The sequence below is a fragment of the Agrobacterium sp. SORGH_AS 787 genome (assembly GCF_030819035.1).
Classification (GTDB): domain Bacteria; phylum Pseudomonadota; class Alphaproteobacteria; order Rhizobiales; family Rhizobiaceae; genus Agrobacterium; species Agrobacterium larrymoorei_B.
In genome coordinates, this window is record NZ_JAUTBG010000002.1 from 1,672,008 (window position 1) to 1,690,720 (window position 18,713).

Sequence of the window (18,713 nt, forward strand, 5' to 3'; positions counted from 1 at the left end):
GTTAAGCGCGCTGCGGCAGCAGCGGGTAACCAGCCATCACCGCCCGGCCAGCAAGCGCTGCCACGACGGCCTTGATCAGATCACCCGGGACGAACGCCATGGAGCCGATGAATGCCTTGCTGAAACCGATGCCGGTTGCGAAAGCCAGGTAAGTGATCCCGAAAGCGTAAAGGACAATGACACCACCTGCGACGCAGGCGAGAAAGAAGCCAATGCCTTGCGTCAGCGCGGTCTGGTTCGCCTTCACAAGGCGTTCGGAAAGGATGCCTGTCACGAATGCAGCGGCGATCCAGCCGATCAGATAACCCGTTGTCGGAGTTGTGAAAATAGAGAGCCCACCTCTGCCGCCGGAAAGAATCGGCAGGCCGATGGCCGCAATCAGGATTGTCAGCAGCACGGCAAGCGTGCCGCGCTTTGCGCCAAGCACGACACCCGCCAGCATGACGCCGAGTGACTGCGCTGTGATCGGAACCGGAATGAAGCCGAGTGTGATGGGCGGCAGCAGGCCAAGCGCGATGATGATGGCTGAAAACAGCGATATCAGAACGAGGTCACGGGTCGTCATGGGGCATCTCCCTTTTGCTTAAGTGAGGTTTGACCTCTGAAGCCGCGCGCGTCAATGGCATCCGCAATCGCGTCGGCATCCTTCAACGTCATAATGACGAGTGGGACGAGAATACTGGTGAGCCTCACACGACTGCCGCGTGCCCGGTGCGCATCGCTCAACGTGTGATACCGGCTGATGATTTCAGGGACAAAGCGAACCACAAGTCCAACCGCAAGACCCACGTCTGCCGCATTCGCCAGGCCGAGCTTTTCCAGCGGGCGAAGCGCGTAAGTGATCTCATCCATGAACTGGGAGATGTTGACGCTTGCCGTTATCGCCGTTGCCAGTAGTGTCAGCGCGCTCAATCTCAAGAGGGTGATGGTGGCATCCATGAATGGGATCAGCAGGACGCTGAACGCGGCGATGAGGGCGATGGTCAGGAAGACCGGGCGAAGCCGGGAGAGCGTTCCGCGCAGTCCGAGATGGGCCTGCCAAAGAATGAGCACCGCCAGGATGACCGCAAGACTGAGGATCAACGGATCGCGAGTGAGAAACAACCCCGCGCTGAAAGCTGCAAGCGTCAATAGCTTGATGCGCGGCGAAAGCCTGTAAAGCCAGCCCGTTCCCTCGGCATAAAGGCTTCTCATGAAAGTGCGATCTTCCGGTATTGGGCAATAACCTCTTCTGGCTTACCATCCAATGTCAGCATGCCCTGATGAAAGAGCAGAACGCGATCGAAAGTCTCAAGCAACGATAGGTCATGGGTAATGACGACCACATCCTGCTCCAAACTGAGGATCGTCCGCTCCACCACGGCGCGGTTCTTCAGGTCGAGCTGGTTCGTCGGTTCGTCCAGGATCAGAATGTTTGGGCCGGTGATGGACAGCGCCGCAAGTGCTGCAAGCTGCAACTCGCCGCCCGACAGTTCATGGGCACGGCGGCCTGAAAGGTGTTCGATGCCGAAGCGATGCAATATCGCCGTCACGGCCTCATCGACCGCGCTCTTGCCGAGACCGCGATTCCTCAATCCAAAGGCGATGTCGTCGCGAATGATCGGCAGGATGATCTGGTTCTGCGGGTTCTGGAAAACAAAGCCCACCTGTTTCAAGACAGCATCGGCATCCTTTACCGTATCGAGCCCGTTGACGATGACCCTTCCGGTCGTTGGTTTGGTCAGACCATTGATCAATCGGGCGAAGGTGGTCTTGCCGGAACCGTTGAGACCGATAATGCCGATGCGCCGTTGCGACAGCGAAAGATCGAGCGGCGCAAGCGCCGTTCGTCCCTCGAAAGTTACACCCGCATTCTGGAACTGAATGTCCACGTCGTTTCCCTTGTCGTCCTCTACGCCTCTATAAACACAAAGGGCTATCGACGAAATCAAGAACAAAAAAAGAACATTGATTTCGCGAAACGGGAATCCTAGACTTCCTGACATGGCGATTCTGGTTTCCAACGAAGCAGCACGGCGTATTTTTCTGGCACGGCAGGGTCTTTCGGCGCCGCCGAACAAGGCACTGTCGAAGGACGGATTGCTCGAGCTCATTACGACTCTCGGCTTTGTGCAGGTGGATAGCATCGCAACAGTAGAGCGAGCGCATCACCAGATCATCTTCTCCAGAAACCAGACCTATAGGCGCGAGCATCTGAACGCGCTGCTGGAAAAGGACCGCACGCTTTTCGAGCACTGGACACATGATGCGTCGATCGTGCCGACGGCCTTTTATCCCTACTGGAAGCACCGCTTCCGCCGCCGCGAGCCAATCATGCAGGAGCGTTGGCAAAAATGGCATGGCGAGGGATTCGATTCCGCCTTCGAGGAGACCTATCGGCACATTGCAGAAAACGGTGCGGTCATGTCGCGCGATATGAAGGCCGAAGATCATCAATCCGGCGGCTGGTGGAACTGGCATCCATCCAAGACGGCGCTTGAATATATGTGGCACACCGGCAGACTTGCCATCGCGCGCCGCGTGAACTTTCAGAAGGTCTACGATCTCGCAGAGCGCGTCATCCTGAAGGAGCACTACTATCAGGACGTCAGCCACGAAGCCTTCATCGATTGGGCCTGCCGTGAGGCACTATCTCGGCTGGGCTTTGCGACCTCAGGAGAAATATCCGCCTTCTTCAATCTGGTGACGCCGAACGAGGCGAAGGACTGGGTGACGTCCCATCGGGACGAACTGGTCGAGGTCTCGCTGATCTCAGCCAACGGTGCTAAGGAGCGCGCATCCCACGCCTTTGCGAGCTTTGCAGCAGAAATGGATGCGGAGGCGTCGCTCGAACCGCCGCAGCGGGTCCGGGTTCTCAGCCCCTTCGATCCGTTGTTGCGCAACCGTGCTCGTACTGAACGCCTCTTCGGCTTCTTCTATCGGATCGAAGTCTTCGTGCCGGAGCCGAAGCGACAATATGGCTATTATGTCTTCCCGCTTCTGGAAGGCGATCGCATGATCGGGCGCATCGATATGAAGGCAGAGCGCAAGAACGGTTCGCTCGACGTTAGACGTCTATGGCTGGAGCCGGGCGTGCGGCCATCATCGGGCAGGTTGGGAAAGCTGGATGCGGAACTGAACCGGCTGGCAAAATTCACCGGCGTTGCGAGCGTGCGTTATTTGGATGGCTGGCTAGCTGGGGAATAGGGCCAAGAGCGGACGAGCCCGCTCCTGGCATTTTCACGCATCAGCAGAGCTCGGTGGAGCTGATCTGGATACCAAAGCCTTCCAGCCCGACATAATGGCGCTCGCGTGTGGTCAGCAACTTGATGGAGCTGATGCCGAGTTCCTTTAGGATCTGCGCGCCAAGGCCGATTTCCAGCCATTCTTCTTCGCGAGAACGCGCCTGCTCGTGAGTCTCGTCCGCATCACGCGCCTTGCGGCGGCCTTCGACCTTGCCGACGCCAACTGAACCCTCGCGAAGATAAACGATAACGCCGCGACCTTCCTCGGCAATCTTCTGCATATAATTGCGCACCGGCTGCTTGCTGCCGAAAATATCGTCCGCCACGTTTTCCGGATGCAGGCGAACCGGAATATCGACGCCATCGCGGATATCGCCGAAAATCACCGCCATGTGCTGCATCGGGTCCCAGGGCAGGGAATAGGTCTGCGCCTTGGCCGGGCCGAAGGGTGTATCGATGGTGAACTCGCTCTCAATCTCCACCAGAGTTTCCTTGCGCTGGCGGTAGGCGATCAGGTCGGCAACGGACACCTGTTTCAGACCATGGGTTTCCGCAAAGCTCGAAACCTGCGGACCACGCATGACGCTGCCATCGTCATTGACGAGTTCGCAGATGACGCCGATCGGTGGCAGGCCTGCAAGCCTGCAGAGGTCCACGGCTGCTTCCGTATGGCCCGAGCGCATCAGCACGCCGCCTTCGCGTGAAATCAGCGGAAAGATGTGGCCGGGACGGGTAAAATCAGCGGGGCCGACATTCGGGTTCGCAAGATTGCGCACCGTCAGCGTACGGTCGTCGGCGGAAATGCCGGTCGTGGTTCCGTGTTTGAAGTCGACGGACACGGTAAAGGCGGTCGTATGCGCGCTGTCGTTTTCGGCGACCATGGCGTTCAGGTTCAGCCTCTTGGCTTCCCCCCGCGGCATGGGCGCACAGACGATGCCGGAGGTGTGGCGCACGATGAAGGCCATTTTTTCAGCCGTACAATGCACGGCGGCAACGATGAGATCGCCTTCGTTCTCGCGCCCGTCATCATCCATGACTACCACGATCTCGCCAGCCTCGAAGGCGCGGATCGCTTCCACGACGCGTTTCTGATCGTATGCCATGCTATTTCTCCTGTTTATTTCAGTCTGCCAGTCTGGCCGCGGTCGCGCAGATAGTGGTCTGCTACTGTGCAGGCGACCATGGCTTCGCCAATGGGAACGGCGCGAATGCCCACGCAAGGGTCATGACGGCCCTTGGTGCGGACGTCGACGTTGTTTCCATCGGCGTCGATGGACTGGCGTTCGGTGAGGATCGAAGAGGTGGGCTTGATGGCAAAACGTGCGACGATCGGCTGACCGGTCGCAATGCCACCTAAAATGCCGCCGGCGTGGTTCGACAGGAAGAAAGGCTGGCCATCGTTGCCCATGCGCATCTCGTCGGCATTTTCCTCGCCGCTGAGTTCCGCGGACGCAAAACCTTCGCCGATCTCGACACCCTTGACCGCGTTGATCGACATCAGATTGGATGCGATGTCCTGATCGAGCTTGGCATAGATCGGTGCGCCGATGCCTGCCGGAACGCCCTCGGCGACAACTTCCACCACAGCACCGATGGAAGAGCCCGCTTTGCGGACCGTATCGAGATAGTCTTCCCAGACAGGCACCATCTCAGGATCCGGGCAGAAGAATGGGTTCTCGTTGACCTGCGCCCAATCCCAATTGTCGCGGTTGATCTTGTGCTTGCCGATCTGCACGAGTGCTGCGCGAACGGTCATCCCGGGCACAACCTTGCGGGCCAGCGCGCCGGCCGCCACGCGTGCTGCTGTCTCGCGCGCAGAAGAGCGGCCGCCACCGCGGTAATCACGAATGCCGTATTTCAGATCGTAGGTGAAATCGGCGTGGCCTGGACGGTAGCGCTTGGCGATCTCGCCATAATCCTTCGAGCGCTGGTCGGTGTTTTCGATCAGCATGGAAACCGGCGTGCCTGTGGTGATCATGGTCTCGCCGTCCTCATCCAGCATCACGCCGGAAAGAACCTTGACGATGTCATCTTCGCGCCGCTGCGTGACGAAGCGGCTCTGGCCAGGCTTACGCTTATCCATCCAGGCCTGCACTTCCGCAAGCGTGAAGCGAATGCCGGGAGGGCAGCCATCCACCACGCAGCCCAGCGCCGGACCATGGCTTTCGCCCCAGGTGGAAACGCGGAAGAGGTGACCGAACGTGTTATGCGACATGACAATAAAACCAGACCAGGCAGCGTTTCCTTAGAGAGACGCGATATTTACAAAAATGCGCGGTCATCTCCTTAGTGTAAAATAACAGGAAGGCAAAAGCCTTTCTTTGATCCGGCTGGGGCAGCGTGCATCAAGACACGCGACGCAGTTCCTGCTGTAGGGCAAAGGCTGAAAACTCGTGTGGTGGCAAAGGCGCGGCAAAGGCAAAGCCTTGAAGGATATCGCAGCCCATATCTTTCAGCATAGCGGCATGCTCCATCGTTTCCACGCCCTCTGCCACGGTCTCGACGCCGAGCGAGCGGGCGATGTCGATGATGGAACGGACCAGCGCCCGCTCCTGTGGAGAGTTTAGAATCGGCATCACCAGCTGCCGGTCGATCTTGAGGCGTTTCGGCTTGAGGCGCAGCAGGCTGATGAGTGAGGTATGCCCGGTACCGAAATCATCGATTTCGACATCGATGCCAAGCGCTTTGACCCTGTCGAGATTTTGGACGACCTGCTCGTCGCTGTCATCGAGGAAGATGGATTCAACCAACTCAAAGACAACTTCGCCAGGCCGGATGTGAAGTTGTTGCAGGCTTTCCAGCAGATGCACGTCATGCAGACGACGCACCGAAACATTGACCGAAACGCGGGGGATTTCCAGTCCCTTCATACTCCACAAGCGCCGGTCCTGTAGCGCGGATTGCAAGGTCAGTCGATCGAGCGCCTGAACGACGTCCAGCTCCTCTGCGATACCCAGGAATTTGTCCGGCGTCAGCAGGCCGCGTGTGGGATGGCGCCAGCGGACGAGCGCTTCCATGCCTGCGATCTCGCCGGTTCTGGCGCAGAGTTGCGGCTGGTACCAGGTTTCGAACTCACCCTTTTCCAGCCCCTCCAGAATCTCATCGGCCGTGCGCTTGTGATTGACGATCTCGGCTTGAAGATTTTGCGTGAAGAACTCGTAGCGGTTCCGGCCCATCGCTTTAGCACGATAGAGGGCGAGGTCGGCGTTGATGAGAATCTTGCGCGCGTCGTTGTCCTGGGCTTCGCCAAAGGCGATGCCGATCGAGACGCCGCATCGGCAGGTAAACCCTTGAAAATCGAAGGGATGCTGGAAAGCTGCGATGATGTTCGATGCGATCAAGGTGACGGTGTGCTTGTCGGCCAGCTGCGGGATGAGGATGACAAATTCGTCGCCGCCAATACGGGCGATGATGCCCGCGTCACCGACATTGAGGGTCAGAATTTCCGCGGCTCTGGCAAGCGTCGCATCGCCCGCCGCGTGCCCCAACGTGTCGTTGATCTGTTTGAAGCGGTCGAGGTCAAGGTGAAGGATGGCAAAACGCGACCGGCCATCTGCCATGGGCGATGACGTCAGATCGTCCAGCTCCTTATCCAGCTTTCGACGGTTTGCCAGCCCGGTCAAGGGATCGTGCAGCGCGTTGTGCTCGATGTGTGACTTGGCCTCGATCAATTCCGCGTTGCGTGCCTCGGCCTCTTCCTTCGCGGCCTTAAGCTCCTCGGCAAGGCGCACATCTGCGGTGATGTCGAAAGCAATGCCGATGACCTTGCGATCTCCATCCCGATCGACATGGATACTGCCCACGGAGCGAATATAGCGTACCTCTTCATCTTGAGGCAGCACGCGCTGAATGCTGGAGAAGGGCTCATTGTTGGCTGCGGAGCGATCGGCCTCAGCGGCGGCCTTCTCTCTGTCATCTGGGTGGAGGCAGTTCAGCCATTTCGCTCGATCCGTGTAACCTGTTGTATATTCCAGCCCATAGAGTTGGTGCATACGACGATCCCAATAGGAATGGTCCTTGGTGAGATTGGCTTCCCAGATGCCGCAATTATAGGATTGGAGCGCGAAATCGAGCCGTCGCGACAACTCCATCAGATCGTGTTCGCGGGACGACAGTTCCTGAAGTGCAAGCTCAAGCTCGGCATTCTTGACGCGGCTGCTATAGATTGAGTTCTTCAACGTCTCTGCGATCTGCATGTCCGAGGTGACATCCCAGATGATGCCGCTCGTGTGCCGGGCACCGTCCGGTGTGCCATAGTTTGCGCCTGCAGCCCGCAGATAGCGCATCTCACCGGATCGCAACTGAATTCTATAGGCTTCGGAATGGGTTTCCTCCCCATCGGTGCAACGCCTCAGAAAGTCGGTGATCTTGGGCCGGTCTTCTGGCGCGACCGCTTCCAGCCAACGCGTGAGAGAAAACCCGTTCTCGGTCGTCGCGTAGCCATGCAGTCCTGCAGCACGACCATCCAGATAGCACGCGTCGCCGCCATTCAGCTCCCATAGGCCGATATTGGACGAATCCATTGCGAGCTTGAAGCGCTGGGAGAGTTCGAGGAACTTGCTCTCTCGAATATGAATCATCGTCAGATTGTGATTGCGCTCTGCAACCAAAAGGAGAATGACGGTGAGAGGCAATGCAATCCAGAAGGAGGCCGGATCGATAAAGTAGATCACCGCAAGCGACACGCCCGCCGAAGCTCCGAACAGCATCTTTTTTCGTTTGCTCTTCTCGCGGATGCTGCGTGAAAATGTCGATGCTGATGCCACGTCAGACAGTCCTCAGTCCAAGCTAAGAAAACAATGGTCGAGGAGAACCCTAAAAGATAATCTAAAACAAATAGTATAGCTGCGCGCCCCCGCTGGTGTTTCAGAGGCCACGTCTCGAAAAAAGTCTAAACGTTTGATATTGGTTAAAATCCATTCACCAATTATACGGAAATTGACATTGTTACGGGCGAATTCCGCCACATTCGGGAGAGAAATCTTGTTGCATGAGAAACTGATCCAGGGCCTGAAGGAGGCTAGAACCATGCGCTTGATGATTGCCGCACTTTTAGCCACCGCAAATCTGTTTGCCCCTTTGAACAGCTTTGCTCAGAGCGTCGATGTCGAGTCGACCATCAGCAAGGTTGACGTGAAGGGCCTGAACATAACGCTCGCTGACGGCAAGAATTACAAAGTGCCGGAAGAGTTCAACTTCGAGGGACTGCAACCGGGCGTGAAGGTTCTGGTGTTTTACACGGAAGTGGACGGAAAGCGCGTCGTGGATGACCTTGAGGTCGTGCAGTAAGCGAATGCAGCGTTCACATCAGTGATCTGTTTTTAGGCTGTTGACACGGGCACCGTTTTACTGCGGCACTTCTAATTATTTCAGGCATTTAGCACGCAACTCCGAAATCAATTTCGGCGCGTTGGTCAATTCGAAACCCGTACTATATTCCACCCGGGCGCCGGACGTTGAAAGGCTTGCCCAATCGGCGCCCGATGTGAGCGCTGCGAGCAGCTTCGGTTCCTTAGCAAGACTGATCGCTTGTTCATCGTTCCTGACGGGAGGCATCTTGATCGTCCGTTTGTAGCGGCCGATCTCAAAGGTCATCTTGCTAATCCCAAATTCCGCTATATCGGCCTCCTGCATGACGAAGACCAGTTCGCCTTTGTCACACCGCACGAGATAACAGATGGTGATGTCGCCAGTATCGTCCGGCGAGCACGTCCCAACGGTGCCGGTGTTGCGACCGTCAAGATGTCTCCACGGTGCTGGAGGTTCAGTCTCGGCGGGCTCTGTATCCTGTGCGTTGGCCAGACTTGCCATCATCACGGCAACAAGGAAAACCGTTTTGCCAAGCATATCATGCTCCCTGAACCTCAGCGTTCTGAAGAAGCTATTTGAAGCCTTTCTTTACGTCCAGAGCGGCAGACACAGGGTAAGACTAGACGGTTTCTCTGACGTCAACCCATTCGGCCAGATTCTTGTCGGTCTCGACTTTCAATATCTTGTCCTGTGGAATGGGAATTTCCGCCGCTTCGTCCTTGTCCATGCCAGAGACCAGCCGGAACATGCTGCGGATCACGCCGCCATGGCAAACACAAACGGTCTTGCGCTCGACGGATGAAAGCCAGGCGCCGATGCGCCAGGAAAGTATCTCATAGCTTTCGGCATTCTGGCCCGGCGGAATGAAATCCCATTTCGCCGCCTTGCGCGCCTTGACGCGGTCAGGAAAGGAAAGCTTGAGTTCGGGGAGGGTGTAGCCTTCCCAGTCGCCGAAGGACACTTCGACAAGGCGCTCATCGGTGCGGTAGTCTATAGGATCAAGTCCCATCGCACCGCGCACAAGTTCCATTGTCTCACGCGTGCGGCCAAGGGGACTTGCGACGTAATCGAATTCCGTGGCTGTCGGGCCGAGAATAGAGGCGAGGGTCTTGCCGTTGCCGACCGCTTGGGAGCGGCCGAAGTCGTTAAGCGGGATGTCCTTTTGGCCTTGAAGCCTTCTGATCGCGTTCCAGTCTGTCTGTCCGTGGCGGATAACATAGACCAGCACTGCTCACCCCTGCGTTTCTAACTCTGTCCTTTAAAGACGTGACGGCGCCGCACGTCAAAAATGAGGCGGCGCCAGTCCTTATCTCTGAACCGTGTTAGTCTTTTACGACGGAGATGTCCGGCGCGTCTACAGCCTTCATGCCGATTGCGTGATAGCCCGAATCCACATGATGCACTTCACCCGTCACGCCGGTGGAGAGGTCCGAGAGCAGGTAAAGCGCAGACTTGCCGACTTCCTCGATGGAAACGGTGCGCTTGAGCGGTGCGTTGTACTCGTTCCACTTCAGGATATAGCGGAAATCGCCAATGCCTGCAGCGGCAAGCGTCTTGATCGGGCCGGCGGAGACGGCGTTGACGCGAATGCCTCGGTTGCCGAGATCGACCGCCAGATAACGCACGCTTGCTTCGAGCGCTGCCTTGGCGACGCCCATGACGTTGTAGTTCGGCATGACCTTTTCAGCGCCATAATAGGTCAGCGTCAAAATCGAGCCACTGTCATTCATGATCGGCTCGGCGCGCTTTGCAACGGCCGCCAGAGAATAGACGGAGATGTCCATGGTGCGGTTGAAGTTGTCGCGGCTCGTGTCGAGGTAACGACCCGTCAACTCGTCCTTGTCGGAAAACGCAATGGCGTGCACGACGAAGTCGATCTTGCCCCAATGGGCTTCGAGATTGGAAAAGACAGCGTCGACCGTTTCGAGATCGGTGACATCGCAGTGCCCGGCCATGAAGGCGCCCAGTTCCTGGGCCAAAGGCTCAACGCGCTTCTTCAATGCGTCACCCTGCCAGGTGAAGGCAAGTTCGGCACCGGCATCGGCGCAAGCCTTGGCAATGCCCCAGGCAATCGAACGATTGTTTGCGACGCCCATGATGAGACCGCGCTTGCCAGCCATCAGGCCGGATGTCTGAGCCATGTGATGCTCCCTCATATTCCAGATTGATCCTGCCTATGGCATAGGCAGAACCGCTGTTCAAGAAGGCCTCAGATCATCTCATGTAAGGGAGCGTAACAAAGGGTGCGTTGTTCACCGCTTTCACGCAGGCGTCACAGATAAAGGCCTTCGCGCATGTGGCGCATCAGGTCCGTTACTTTAGCATCTGGTGTTTCAAGCAGAACGATACGCAGTTCGACGACGAGATCGCCGAAGGTGCCATCTTCTTTTTGCAAGCCTTTGCCCGGCACGTGAATGGCCTTGTCCGAACCGGACCATGCCGGCACTGAAACCTGCTGTTCTCCACGAGGCGAGTGAACCTTGGCCTCGCATCCCAGCACGGCATCGGCAAGTGCGAGCGGTAGACTTGTGTGGATATCGTAGCCCTTCACGGTGAACGCGTCGTCGCGGGCGGTCAAAACCGTGACGACGAGATCGCCACGCGGCGTTTCCGGCAGCTTGAGGCCCTGGCCCTTCAGTCGCACCACATGTCCATCGGTGGTTCCGATCGGCAGGTGAAAGCGCACTTCCCGCTCATCGGGCATACGAAGCGTCACCTGCTTCTGAGCGATAATGTCGTTCACGGTTACAATGGCTTCGGCCGTCATGTCGGGTGCTTTCTCCACGACTGGAGGAGGCGCCTTGAAACGACGGATAAGGGCGTTGAAAAAGCCGAGGGCAACGGAGTTTCCGGCGTCCGATGTTTCGCGAGCGGATGCGTCGTCGACCGATCCGTTGACGGCGAATTTTGCCGCGTCAACGCCGCCTTTCACCTTCGCTTCCGCACCGAAAATGCGTTCCAGCATATCCTCGGGAGATTCCGGTTTGGCGCTACCCTTTGTTGCGGCGGCAGAGGGATCTTCTGTGCTCTCTGCGGCCGCCTTCTCGTTGCGCGCCTGCGCCCGGGCCAGTTCTTCCATCAGTTTTTCGGCGGCCTTTGCGCGTTCCGCAGCCTGGCGGGCGGCCTCCCTTGCGGCCTCCCGCTTCTGCATAATGGTTTGTTCGCGTTGCTTGCCGTCTGAGGCCCGACGTGCCTGGTCGTAGAAACCGCGCTTCTTTGGATCCTTCAGCAGATCGTAGGCCTGTCCAATCTCGGTGAAGCGTGCAGTGGCATCCGGATCATCGCGATTGTGATCGGGATGAACGGTCTTCGCCTTGGAACGCCAGGCGGCCTTTATCTCGTCCGAATCGGCATCGTGCTTGACACCGAGAATTGAATAGGGATCACGCATCCGAACCACCAGTTACGCCCGAAACTGCTGCCGCTTGTCGAAGCGGCCTGAAACAGAAGAAACTCAGACCTGAACGTGCCAACCTTTGAAAATGTTGCACGATCAGTGTCTTGAACTGGATAGGACTGTGGCAAGAAGTTGCTAATCAGACCTTTACACACGCGTTACTGAGCGCATTGCCGGTCTGATCTCTGAGGATAGGGTAAATGTTTTACTTCTGGTCGAAGCGGGTCATCAGCCATTCGCCTGTCTCGGAAAGGCACGCTTGACCCGTATAGCTGGCCACGCCTTCAAAGGAATGGCGCGTGGTGTTGAAGTTGCGGCAGACGAAGCCGGTGCTTCTGTCTTCGCGGATCGCGGTTACGACGCCAGCGCTGCCGGTTGCAGCATTCGCCCATGGAACAGGGGAATCGGCAACTTTCACCAGGTCGGCAGACGTGACGGCATTGCGAATGGTGGCATCATCGGAGAGCACCGGCTGGGTCGGCTGGTTTGGCACGGACGCCGTGGAGAGCGAGCGGTCGACTTTTTCGCCGCCGAAAAGATCAAGACTGACACAGCCTGTCAGTGCAACGGCCATAAAGCCGGCGGCAAAAACATTGACGACCGATGACAGGAAGCTCTTTGTGCGACTGTTCGACTTTGCTATGACGATCACCATCTCTTACCCAGAACTCATCTCTGGTACGCAAATCAGCTTTGGAGCATTTTATTCAATATGTCGGAAACGGGGTTAACATCTAGTGACTTCACGGAAGAAAATGAACCATTCGCGCTTTTCGCTGAATGGTTGCGTGATGCAACCGCGTCCGAGATAAATGATCCAAACGCGGTGGCGCTGGCCTCCGTGGACGAGGACGGAATGCCGAGCGTGCGCATGGTGCTGTTGAAAGCGGCGGATGAACGCGGTTTTGTGATCTACACGAATTTCGAGAGCCGCAAGGGTCGCGAGCTTCTTGGACAGCAGAAGGCCGGCTTGTGTTTCCATTGGAAAAGCCTCCGCCGACAGGTCCGCATTCGAGGTTTGGTGGAGATTGTCTCGGACGAAGAGGCAGATGAATATTATGCCTCACGCCCCCGTGGCAGCCGTATCGGTGCCTGGGCCTCCAAGCAGTCCCGACCGCTGGAAAGTCGCTTCGCGCTTGAAAAGGCCGTGGCGGAGTATACCGCCAAATATGCGCTGGGTGATATTCCACGTCCCCCATATTGGTCGGGCTTCCGCATCAATCCGCTGACCATCGAATTCTGGCACGACCGGAAATTCCGTCTCCACGACCGCGTGGAATTCCGGCGGGAAACCACTGACGCCCCTTGGGCGAAGGTCCGCATGTACCCGTAAAGCGCCGTGCGTCCCATTGGACGCACGGCGCTTTACCTTTTTTGAAGCGACGCATCGTGCTTTCCGAAAATCGAGTCCGATTTCGGGCGGATACCGTAAGCGGGATGGCCGTCGACAGCGGCGGCCGAATCATGATCAGTATTCGTGTGAACGAAGAGGGAACACGATGCTGGCCGACTTGATGCAAAAATTCGAAAAAGCTTCGGCGTACTATGCCGCATCAAACAGTATTGAGCGCGATCCGGACTGGTTCATGCTGAAGCTGCAGGAAGAGGTTGGCGAGGTAACGCAAGCGTGGAACCGCTTGACGGCGCGCGGTCGGGCAAAGGGCAAAACGGCAGAAGAGATGAGGCAGGACCTTTCGGACGAGCTGGCAGACCTGTTCGGCCATGTTCTTCTGCTTGCCCATCACAACCAGCTTGATCTCATCGGTTCGATCCAACGCAAATGGCGCTTCGATCCAGCCGCTGCGGATTAGCCGCGCGTCGGTTCCGCGCGCAGCAATGCAGCGACGTCCGAGAGACTAGGGCAGATCGCAACGCATTTCTCCCGCATCCGCTCGGTCGCAGGCGCTACATCCGGCACCATCACCGTCATCATCCCGGCAGAGGAGGCGGATTGAACGCCATGATAGGAATCCTCCAGTGCCATGCAGTCGGCAGGATCGACGCGGAGACGGTTGGCGGCAGTCAGATAGGGCATGGGGGAAGGCTTGGGCTCGGTATAATCCTCGCGCGCCACGATGTGATCGAAGCGCCCGAGGAGGTTATGAGGTCCGAGGTGTCGATCGACGGATTCGTGCCGGGATGAGGTGGCGATGGCACGCGGCAGCTTCAGATCGTCCAGCAGATCGAGCATCTCCACAACGCCAGTCTTGATCTGCACGCCCCCTGCCATGCTGATCGCCAGGTGGCGTAGCCATGCGTCGCGAAACGCATCCATGGGGAAATCCGCACCATTCTCGGCAATGATGGTTCCGCTGATCACATCCCACGGACTACCGCAGACGCGCTGGTAAAGCTCGACAGGCAAGTTGTGCCCGCCCTCTTGCGATGCCGCAAGAAAGGAGTCGCGGTAAAGCGTCTCGCTGTCGATCAGGAGGCCATCCATATCGAAGATGACCGCTTTCGGCACGTGCGGTAATGTCATGTCCATGCCTTACTCGAACCGAAAGACGCGTTCGCCGAGGCTCTCGAAAGGGCGAATGAGATAGCCATCCGGGTCGGCAACGACGAACTGCCGGTTGCCTACTTCAGTCTCTCCTTTGCGATACCATTTCTCTTCGAGCGGGAGAAAGAGCGGAACGCGTGCAAGCTCCAACCTGTCAAGGATGAGCTGGAGGGAGGGAACGGCCAATTGCAGGTTCATGCCGCGGCCGAAGGGATAGCTGATCGGCGCATTCTCCTGCTCGAAGGTACGTCCAGCACCGATCTGGTCGATCATCAATTGCGCGTCGCCGAGCGCCAGATAGGTGAAACCTTCTTCCGGGCGCTCATAGACGACATGAAAGCCGATCAGATCACAATAGAATGTGCGGCTCTTGTGCCAGTCGCTGACGGCAAGTTCGGGAACGAGTGCATTGGAAACGAAGGTCATCTTTTCCTGATCAATGGGGAGGGGTGTTTATCGTGCGGATGAGGGCGGGATTTCGGTGTTCAGCGTCTTATGAATGAAGTCGGACTTGGCCTGCGTATAGGCATCGCCATCGTGCCTGTATGTCTTGGCGAGCACCATCTTAAGCGTCGCATAGTCATTGGCAAGAGAGGGGTTCTGGCGAAGGATTTCACGGAAACGCATTCTATTCTGGTGGGTCTTGCTGCCCGGCGGGCAAAGATAAACGCGAAGACCCGGCAACGGATCCCGAACCATGAAAGCAAACACGCCGTCACCATGGCGCGATCCGCGTGGCTCAAAGCCTGCAGCTTCCATGCGTGACCTGGCATCGTCCATGCAGCTGGAATGCTTCAGGACGACATCGATATCGATATAAGGCTTGGCGGGAAGATTGGCGACGGATTTACTGCCGACATGCTCGATGTTTTCGACCATGCCGCTTAACAACAGGACCAGACGGTCTTGAGTATCGAGATAGAGACACGGCCAGTCAGGATCGTAGGCAACGATCTCGACGAGCGTTGCCATCCGCCCACCTCAAGCCCTGGTGCCGCCGACCGTGATCTGGTCCATACGCAGATGCGGCTGGCCAACGCCGACCGGTACCCACTGGCCTGCCTTGCCGCAATTGCCAATGCCGGTGTCGAGCTTCATGTCGTTGCCGATCATGGTCACGCGCTTCATCGCGTCCGGTCCGTTGCCAATCAGCATGGCACCTTTGACGGGTGCGCCGATCTTCCCGTTCTCGATGAGATAGGCTTCCGTGCAGCCAAAGACGAATTTGCCCGACGTGATGTCCACCTGACCGCCGCCGAAGGAAACGGCATAGATGCCCTTTTTAACCGACCCGATGATCTCTTCCGGCGTCTTGTCGCCGCCGAGCATATAGGTGTTGGTCATGCGCGGCATGGGAACGTGGGAATAGCCCTGACGGCGTCCGTTGCCCGTTGCGGTCATGCCCATCAACCGGGCATTCTGCCGGTCCTGCATATAGCCGACCAGCTTGCCGTTTTCGATCAGTACATTGTAGCCGGACGGCGTGCCCTCGTCGTCCACCGTCAGCGAGCCGCGACGGTTGTCGATGGTGCCATCATCCACCACCGTGACGCCGGGTGCGGCCACCATTTCACCAAGCAGTCCCGCGAAGGCAGATGTTTTCTTGCGATTGAAATCGCCCTCGAGACCGTGTCCGACGGCTTCATGCAGCATGACGCCAGGCCAGCCGGAGCCGAGCACGACATCCATGGTACCAGCAGGCGCATCGATCGCTGTGAGATTGACCAGCGCCTGACGCAACGCTTCGTCGGCACCTCGCTGCCAGCTCTCGGTTTGGATGAAATCGCCGAAGCCGACGCGTCCGCCAATGCCGTAAGAGCCGGTCTCCTGGCGATCGCCTTCACCGGCTACGACGGAAATATTGATGCGCGTCATCGGACGGATATCGCTGACGCGGTGGCCATCGGCGCGCAGAATATCGACGATCTGCCAGCTTGCCGCAATTGATGCAGTCACCTGACGAACTTTCGGATCCTTGTCCCGCAGATAGCCGTCGATTTCGGTCAGAAGCTTCACCTTTTCCTCGAAGGAGGGTGAGCCGATGGGGTTTTCGTCGCCATAAAGCTTCTTGTTGGTCCGCTGAGGTGCCGCCGCGTAAGAGCCGGAGTATCCCTTGGTGACTGCGCCGACAGCATCGGCCGCGCGTTGCAATGCCGCAGTCGAAAGTTCACCCGCATGGGCGTAGCCTACGGTTTCGCCAGCGACCGCACGAAGGCCGAAGCCCTGATCGGTATTGAAGCTGCCACCCTTCAGGCGACCATTGTCGAAGGTCAGCGATTCCGCCTGGGCGTGTTCGACGAAGAGTTCGCCGTCATCGGCACCGGCAAGCGCGTCTGCCACGCGGCTCCGCAACGTCCCCTCATCGCAATCGAAAAGCGTCAGAAGGTCTTGGGTCATCGCGTACTCCAGGCGTCAGCATCCATCATCTGTTCATGTGAGATTTAGGTGCTGGAATGTGGCGGCGCAAGCCGCCTCACAGGTCTGTTGAGGAATTGTCAATCGGTAGCATCGCGGCGCGCTGCCGGCCCACATAGCTCAGGGAAGAGCGTCATAGCCTTCAGCAAAGCCACTGAGTTCGATCGGAATACCGACACGATCCTGATCGACCGATTCACGCAATGCGAACACCGCGTGCTTTCCCGCGCGCAAAACCTTCATCAACTCGTCATCGATATCGACTTCCACATAGCAGCCCTCGGAGAAGCAGCGGGTGAAATAGGCGCGGCCGATATTGTTGTTGTCGATATAGAGTTCCATTCCATCCTTCAGCAGCACGCCGAGCGGTGCGAGGATGCGAAGGATGCGGGATTTGCGGTCAGCGGTCTTCAGCACCACGACAGAAAGGCCAACTTCCGGGCGATCGTCGGCAATGACGTTTTGCATCAATGCGCATTGCTCTTCGGACGCGCCGGCGGGCTTGTCGCAGATGACCGACCATGAGCCGTGTGTGGACTTCGGCGTACCAGGCGGTTGCTGGGCGACGCTCGCGCCGGACGCGAGAAGAGAGAAACCGGCGGCGACAAGAGCGGCGCGCGCAATCGGGGGCAGACGCATGGATACCTCTGGAATTCGAATCAGTGCGCTATTTTGACTTCCGATACGGGAAATGAAAGAGCTGGCTTCCTCATTTCCAAGTGAGTACGGCCAAAATAGGACCTGCCACAGCTTAAATCTGTTGCAGCTTCAGCAATGGCGCGCACCATTTGTCACCTTTCGAGATCGTTACAGCGAAGGGTGAGCGGGAAGAATTTGGGGAAGAAAAATGCCTCTCTCCGAAAGCTGGGCGATATTGCGGCAGTGGACAAACTATGATTTGAGTCTAAGCTATAAGCATGGATTCTGTGCCTGGGATTGATCATGACCAGGTGCGTGAGGGAGAGGTACCGTGATTACTAGGATTAACGCAGCGTTAGCGGGCATGATCTGTCTGCTCTCGGCTGTCGGCGCCCGCGCTGACCAGCCGAAAGAGTGGCAGATGGGATTGCAGGAGGCCGCAACGCCAATCATGCACGAAATTCGGTGGTTTGAACAATATACGCTGTGGTTCATTGTTCCCGTCACGCTTTTCGTTCTCGTCCTGCTCATTCTTGTTGTCGCGAAGTTCAAGGCGTCCAAGAATCCGGTACCGTCCAAGACCAGCCATAATACGGCGATCGAAATCATCTGGACGCTGGCTCCCGTCCTCATTCTTCTTTTCCTGGCATTCCCGTCCTTCAACCTGCTCAATGCGCAGTTGACGCAGCCGGAAAATCCAGACCTGACATTGAAGGCAACCGCCACTCAGTGGCAGTGGAATTATGAATACCAGGCAGCGGAAGGCTCCGAGCCTCTCGCGTTCGACAGCTACTTGCTGAAGGACGCCGACCGCGCTGCTGCCGGCAAGGAAAACCGCGCGATCTATCCGCGCCTTCTCGCCGTGGACAATGAAATGGTCGTTCCGGTGAACAAGACCGTTCGTCTCCTCGTCACCGCCGCGCCGACGGACGTGATCCATGCATTCGCGATGCCGGCCTTTGGCGTCAAGATCGATGCTGTTCCAGGCCGTCTGAATGAAACCTGGTTCAAGACCGAGAAAGAAGGACTTTACTACGGCCAGTGTTCCGAGCTTTGCGGCAAGGATCACGCCTTCATGCCAATTGCCATACGGGTGGTTTCCGAAGAGCAATATAAAACCTGGGCTGCTGCCGCTGCGTCTGACTTGAGCGGTGCCAACCGGGCGCTGATGGCTTCTGTGGATGGCGCAAGCGCCCTTCGCGTCGCTTCGAATGAAACCAACTAA

General features: G+C 57.5%; 21 protein-coding genes. 5 read left to right on the top strand and 16 right to left on the bottom strand.

Going from position 1 to position 18,713, the window contains the following annotated elements:
- Position 1 precedes the first annotated feature (1 nt).
- From QE435_RS17240 to QE435_RS17250, 3 genes are read right to left on the bottom strand one after another with little or no spacing between them, the layout of a single operon-like run.
- Positions 2–565: a biotin transporter BioY gene (locus QE435_RS17240; RefSeq protein WP_349042116.1), complete on the bottom strand. Its 564-nt coding sequence runs from the start codon at positions 563–565 to the stop codon at positions 2–4.
- Entirely contained in the window at positions 562–1,194 is a 633-nt protein-coding gene (locus QE435_RS17245; RefSeq protein WP_349042117.1) for an energy-coupling factor transporter transmembrane protein EcfT, read from the bottom strand. Before QE435_RS17245 ends, QE435_RS17240 begins: the two co-directional genes overlap by 4 nt.
- Entirely contained in the window at positions 1,191–1,871 is a 681-nt protein-coding gene (locus tag QE435_RS17250) for an energy-coupling factor ABC transporter ATP-binding protein (protein ID WP_349042118.1), read from the bottom strand. Before QE435_RS17250 ends, QE435_RS17245 begins: the two co-directional genes overlap by 4 nt.
- 112 nt (positions 1,872–1,983) lie before the next feature.
- Between QE435_RS17250 and QE435_RS17255 the strand changes: the two genes are divergently transcribed.
- Positions 1,984–3,186, top strand: a complete 1,203-nt coding sequence (locus tag QE435_RS17255; protein WP_349042119.1) for a winged helix-turn-helix domain-containing protein — start codon at positions 1,984–1,986, stop codon at positions 3,184–3,186.
- A 40-nt stretch (positions 3,187–3,226) separates the two neighbouring features.
- Here QE435_RS17255 and ribB read toward each other — a convergent pair whose 3' ends face one another.
- From ribB to QE435_RS17270, 3 genes are all read right to left on the bottom strand, one after another.
- Positions 3,227–4,327 carry a 3,4-dihydroxy-2-butanone-4-phosphate synthase gene (gene ribB, locus QE435_RS17260; protein WP_306931410.1) on the bottom strand — a complete coding sequence of 367 codons (1,101 nt, stop codon included), beginning with the start codon at positions 4,325–4,327 and terminating at the stop codon, positions 3,227–3,229.
- Positions 4,328–4,341: 14 nt separating this feature from the next.
- On the bottom strand, positions 4,342–5,439 hold the full coding sequence (aroC, locus tag QE435_RS17265; protein ID WP_309772577.1) for a chorismate synthase: 1,098 nt from the start codon (positions 5,437–5,439) through the stop codon (positions 4,342–4,344).
- 130 nt (positions 5,440–5,569) lie between these two features.
- Positions 5,570–7,990: an EAL domain-containing protein gene (locus tag QE435_RS17270; RefSeq protein ID WP_349042120.1), complete on the bottom strand. Its 2,421-nt coding sequence runs from the start codon at positions 7,988–7,990 to the stop codon at positions 5,570–5,572.
- A gap of 262 nt (positions 7,991–8,252) precedes the next feature.
- Between QE435_RS17270 and QE435_RS17275 the strand changes: the two genes are divergently transcribed.
- Complete coding sequence (locus tag QE435_RS17275) at positions 8,253–8,513, top strand: DUF1344 domain-containing protein (protein WP_062425904.1); 261 nt, start codon at positions 8,253–8,255, stop codon at positions 8,511–8,513.
- Between the two features lie 75 nt (positions 8,514–8,588).
- Here QE435_RS17275 and QE435_RS17280 read toward each other — a convergent pair whose 3' ends face one another.
- The 5 genes from QE435_RS17280 to QE435_RS17300 form a co-directional block, all read right to left on the bottom strand.
- Positions 8,589–9,071 carry a hypothetical protein gene (locus QE435_RS17280; RefSeq protein ID WP_306931417.1) on the bottom strand — a complete coding sequence of 161 codons (483 nt, stop codon included), beginning with the start codon at positions 9,069–9,071 and terminating at the stop codon, positions 8,589–8,591.
- Positions 9,072–9,153: 82 nt separating this feature from the next.
- Positions 9,154–9,762: a histidine phosphatase family protein gene (locus QE435_RS17285; RefSeq protein ID WP_349042121.1), complete on the bottom strand. Its 609-nt coding sequence runs from the start codon at positions 9,760–9,762 to the stop codon at positions 9,154–9,156.
- Positions 9,763–9,856: 94 nt separating this feature from the next.
- Entirely contained in the window at positions 9,857–10,675 is an 819-nt protein-coding gene (fabI, locus tag QE435_RS17290; RefSeq protein WP_349042122.1) for an enoyl-ACP reductase FabI, read from the bottom strand.
- Between the two features lie 131 nt (positions 10,676–10,806).
- A complete protein-coding gene (locus QE435_RS17295; protein ID WP_349042123.1) occupies positions 10,807–11,925 on the bottom strand; it encodes a DnaJ C-terminal domain-containing protein in 1,119 nt (372 codons plus the stop codon).
- Between the two features lie 211 nt (positions 11,926–12,136).
- Entirely contained in the window at positions 12,137–12,586 is a 450-nt protein-coding gene (locus QE435_RS17300; protein WP_309772583.1) for an RT0821/Lpp0805 family surface protein, read from the bottom strand.
- 57 nt (positions 12,587–12,643) lie between these two features.
- Here QE435_RS17300 and pdxH point away from each other — a divergent pair, with 57 nt between their 5' ends.
- Both pdxH and QE435_RS17310 read left to right on the top strand, forming a co-directional pair.
- A complete protein-coding gene (gene pdxH / locus QE435_RS17305; RefSeq protein WP_309772584.1) occupies positions 12,644–13,264 on the top strand; it encodes a pyridoxamine 5'-phosphate oxidase in 621 nt (206 codons plus the stop codon).
- 166 nt (positions 13,265–13,430) lie between these two features.
- Complete coding sequence (locus QE435_RS17310) at positions 13,431–13,742, top strand: MazG nucleotide pyrophosphohydrolase domain-containing protein (RefSeq protein ID WP_349042124.1); 312 nt, start codon at positions 13,431–13,433, stop codon at positions 13,740–13,742.
- Here QE435_RS17310 and QE435_RS17315 read toward each other — a convergent pair.
- The 5 genes from QE435_RS17315 to QE435_RS17335 all read right to left on the bottom strand — a co-directional run bounded on the left by QE435_RS17315 (position 13,739) and on the right by QE435_RS17335 (position 17,488).
- Entirely contained in the window at positions 13,739–14,413 is a 675-nt protein-coding gene (locus tag QE435_RS17315; RefSeq protein ID WP_349042125.1) for an HAD family phosphatase, read from the bottom strand. The genes QE435_RS17310 and QE435_RS17315 overlap by 4 nt on opposite strands.
- A gap of 9 nt (positions 14,414–14,422) precedes the next feature.
- Positions 14,423–14,860, bottom strand: a complete 438-nt coding sequence (locus tag QE435_RS17320) for a VOC family protein (protein ID WP_306931431.1) — start codon at positions 14,858–14,860, stop codon at positions 14,423–14,425.
- A gap of 27 nt (positions 14,861–14,887) precedes the next feature.
- Positions 14,888–15,406, bottom strand: a complete 519-nt coding sequence (locus QE435_RS17325; RefSeq protein ID WP_349042126.1) for a GrpB family protein — start codon at positions 15,404–15,406, stop codon at positions 14,888–14,890.
- Between the two features lie 9 nt (positions 15,407–15,415).
- Positions 15,416–16,831: a metalloprotease TldD gene (tldD, locus tag QE435_RS17330; protein WP_349042127.1), complete on the bottom strand. Its 1,416-nt coding sequence runs from the start codon at positions 16,829–16,831 to the stop codon at positions 15,416–15,418.
- Between the two features lie 138 nt (positions 16,832–16,969).
- Positions 16,970–17,488 carry an invasion associated locus B family protein gene (locus QE435_RS17335; RefSeq protein ID WP_062425894.1) on the bottom strand — a complete coding sequence of 173 codons (519 nt, stop codon included), beginning with the start codon at positions 17,486–17,488 and terminating at the stop codon, positions 16,970–16,972.
- A gap of 364 nt (positions 17,489–17,852) precedes the next feature.
- Between QE435_RS17335 and coxB the strand changes: the two genes are divergently transcribed.
- Positions 17,853–18,713, top strand: a complete 861-nt coding sequence (coxB, locus tag QE435_RS17340; RefSeq protein ID WP_306934777.1) for a cytochrome c oxidase subunit II — start codon at positions 17,853–17,855, stop codon at positions 18,711–18,713.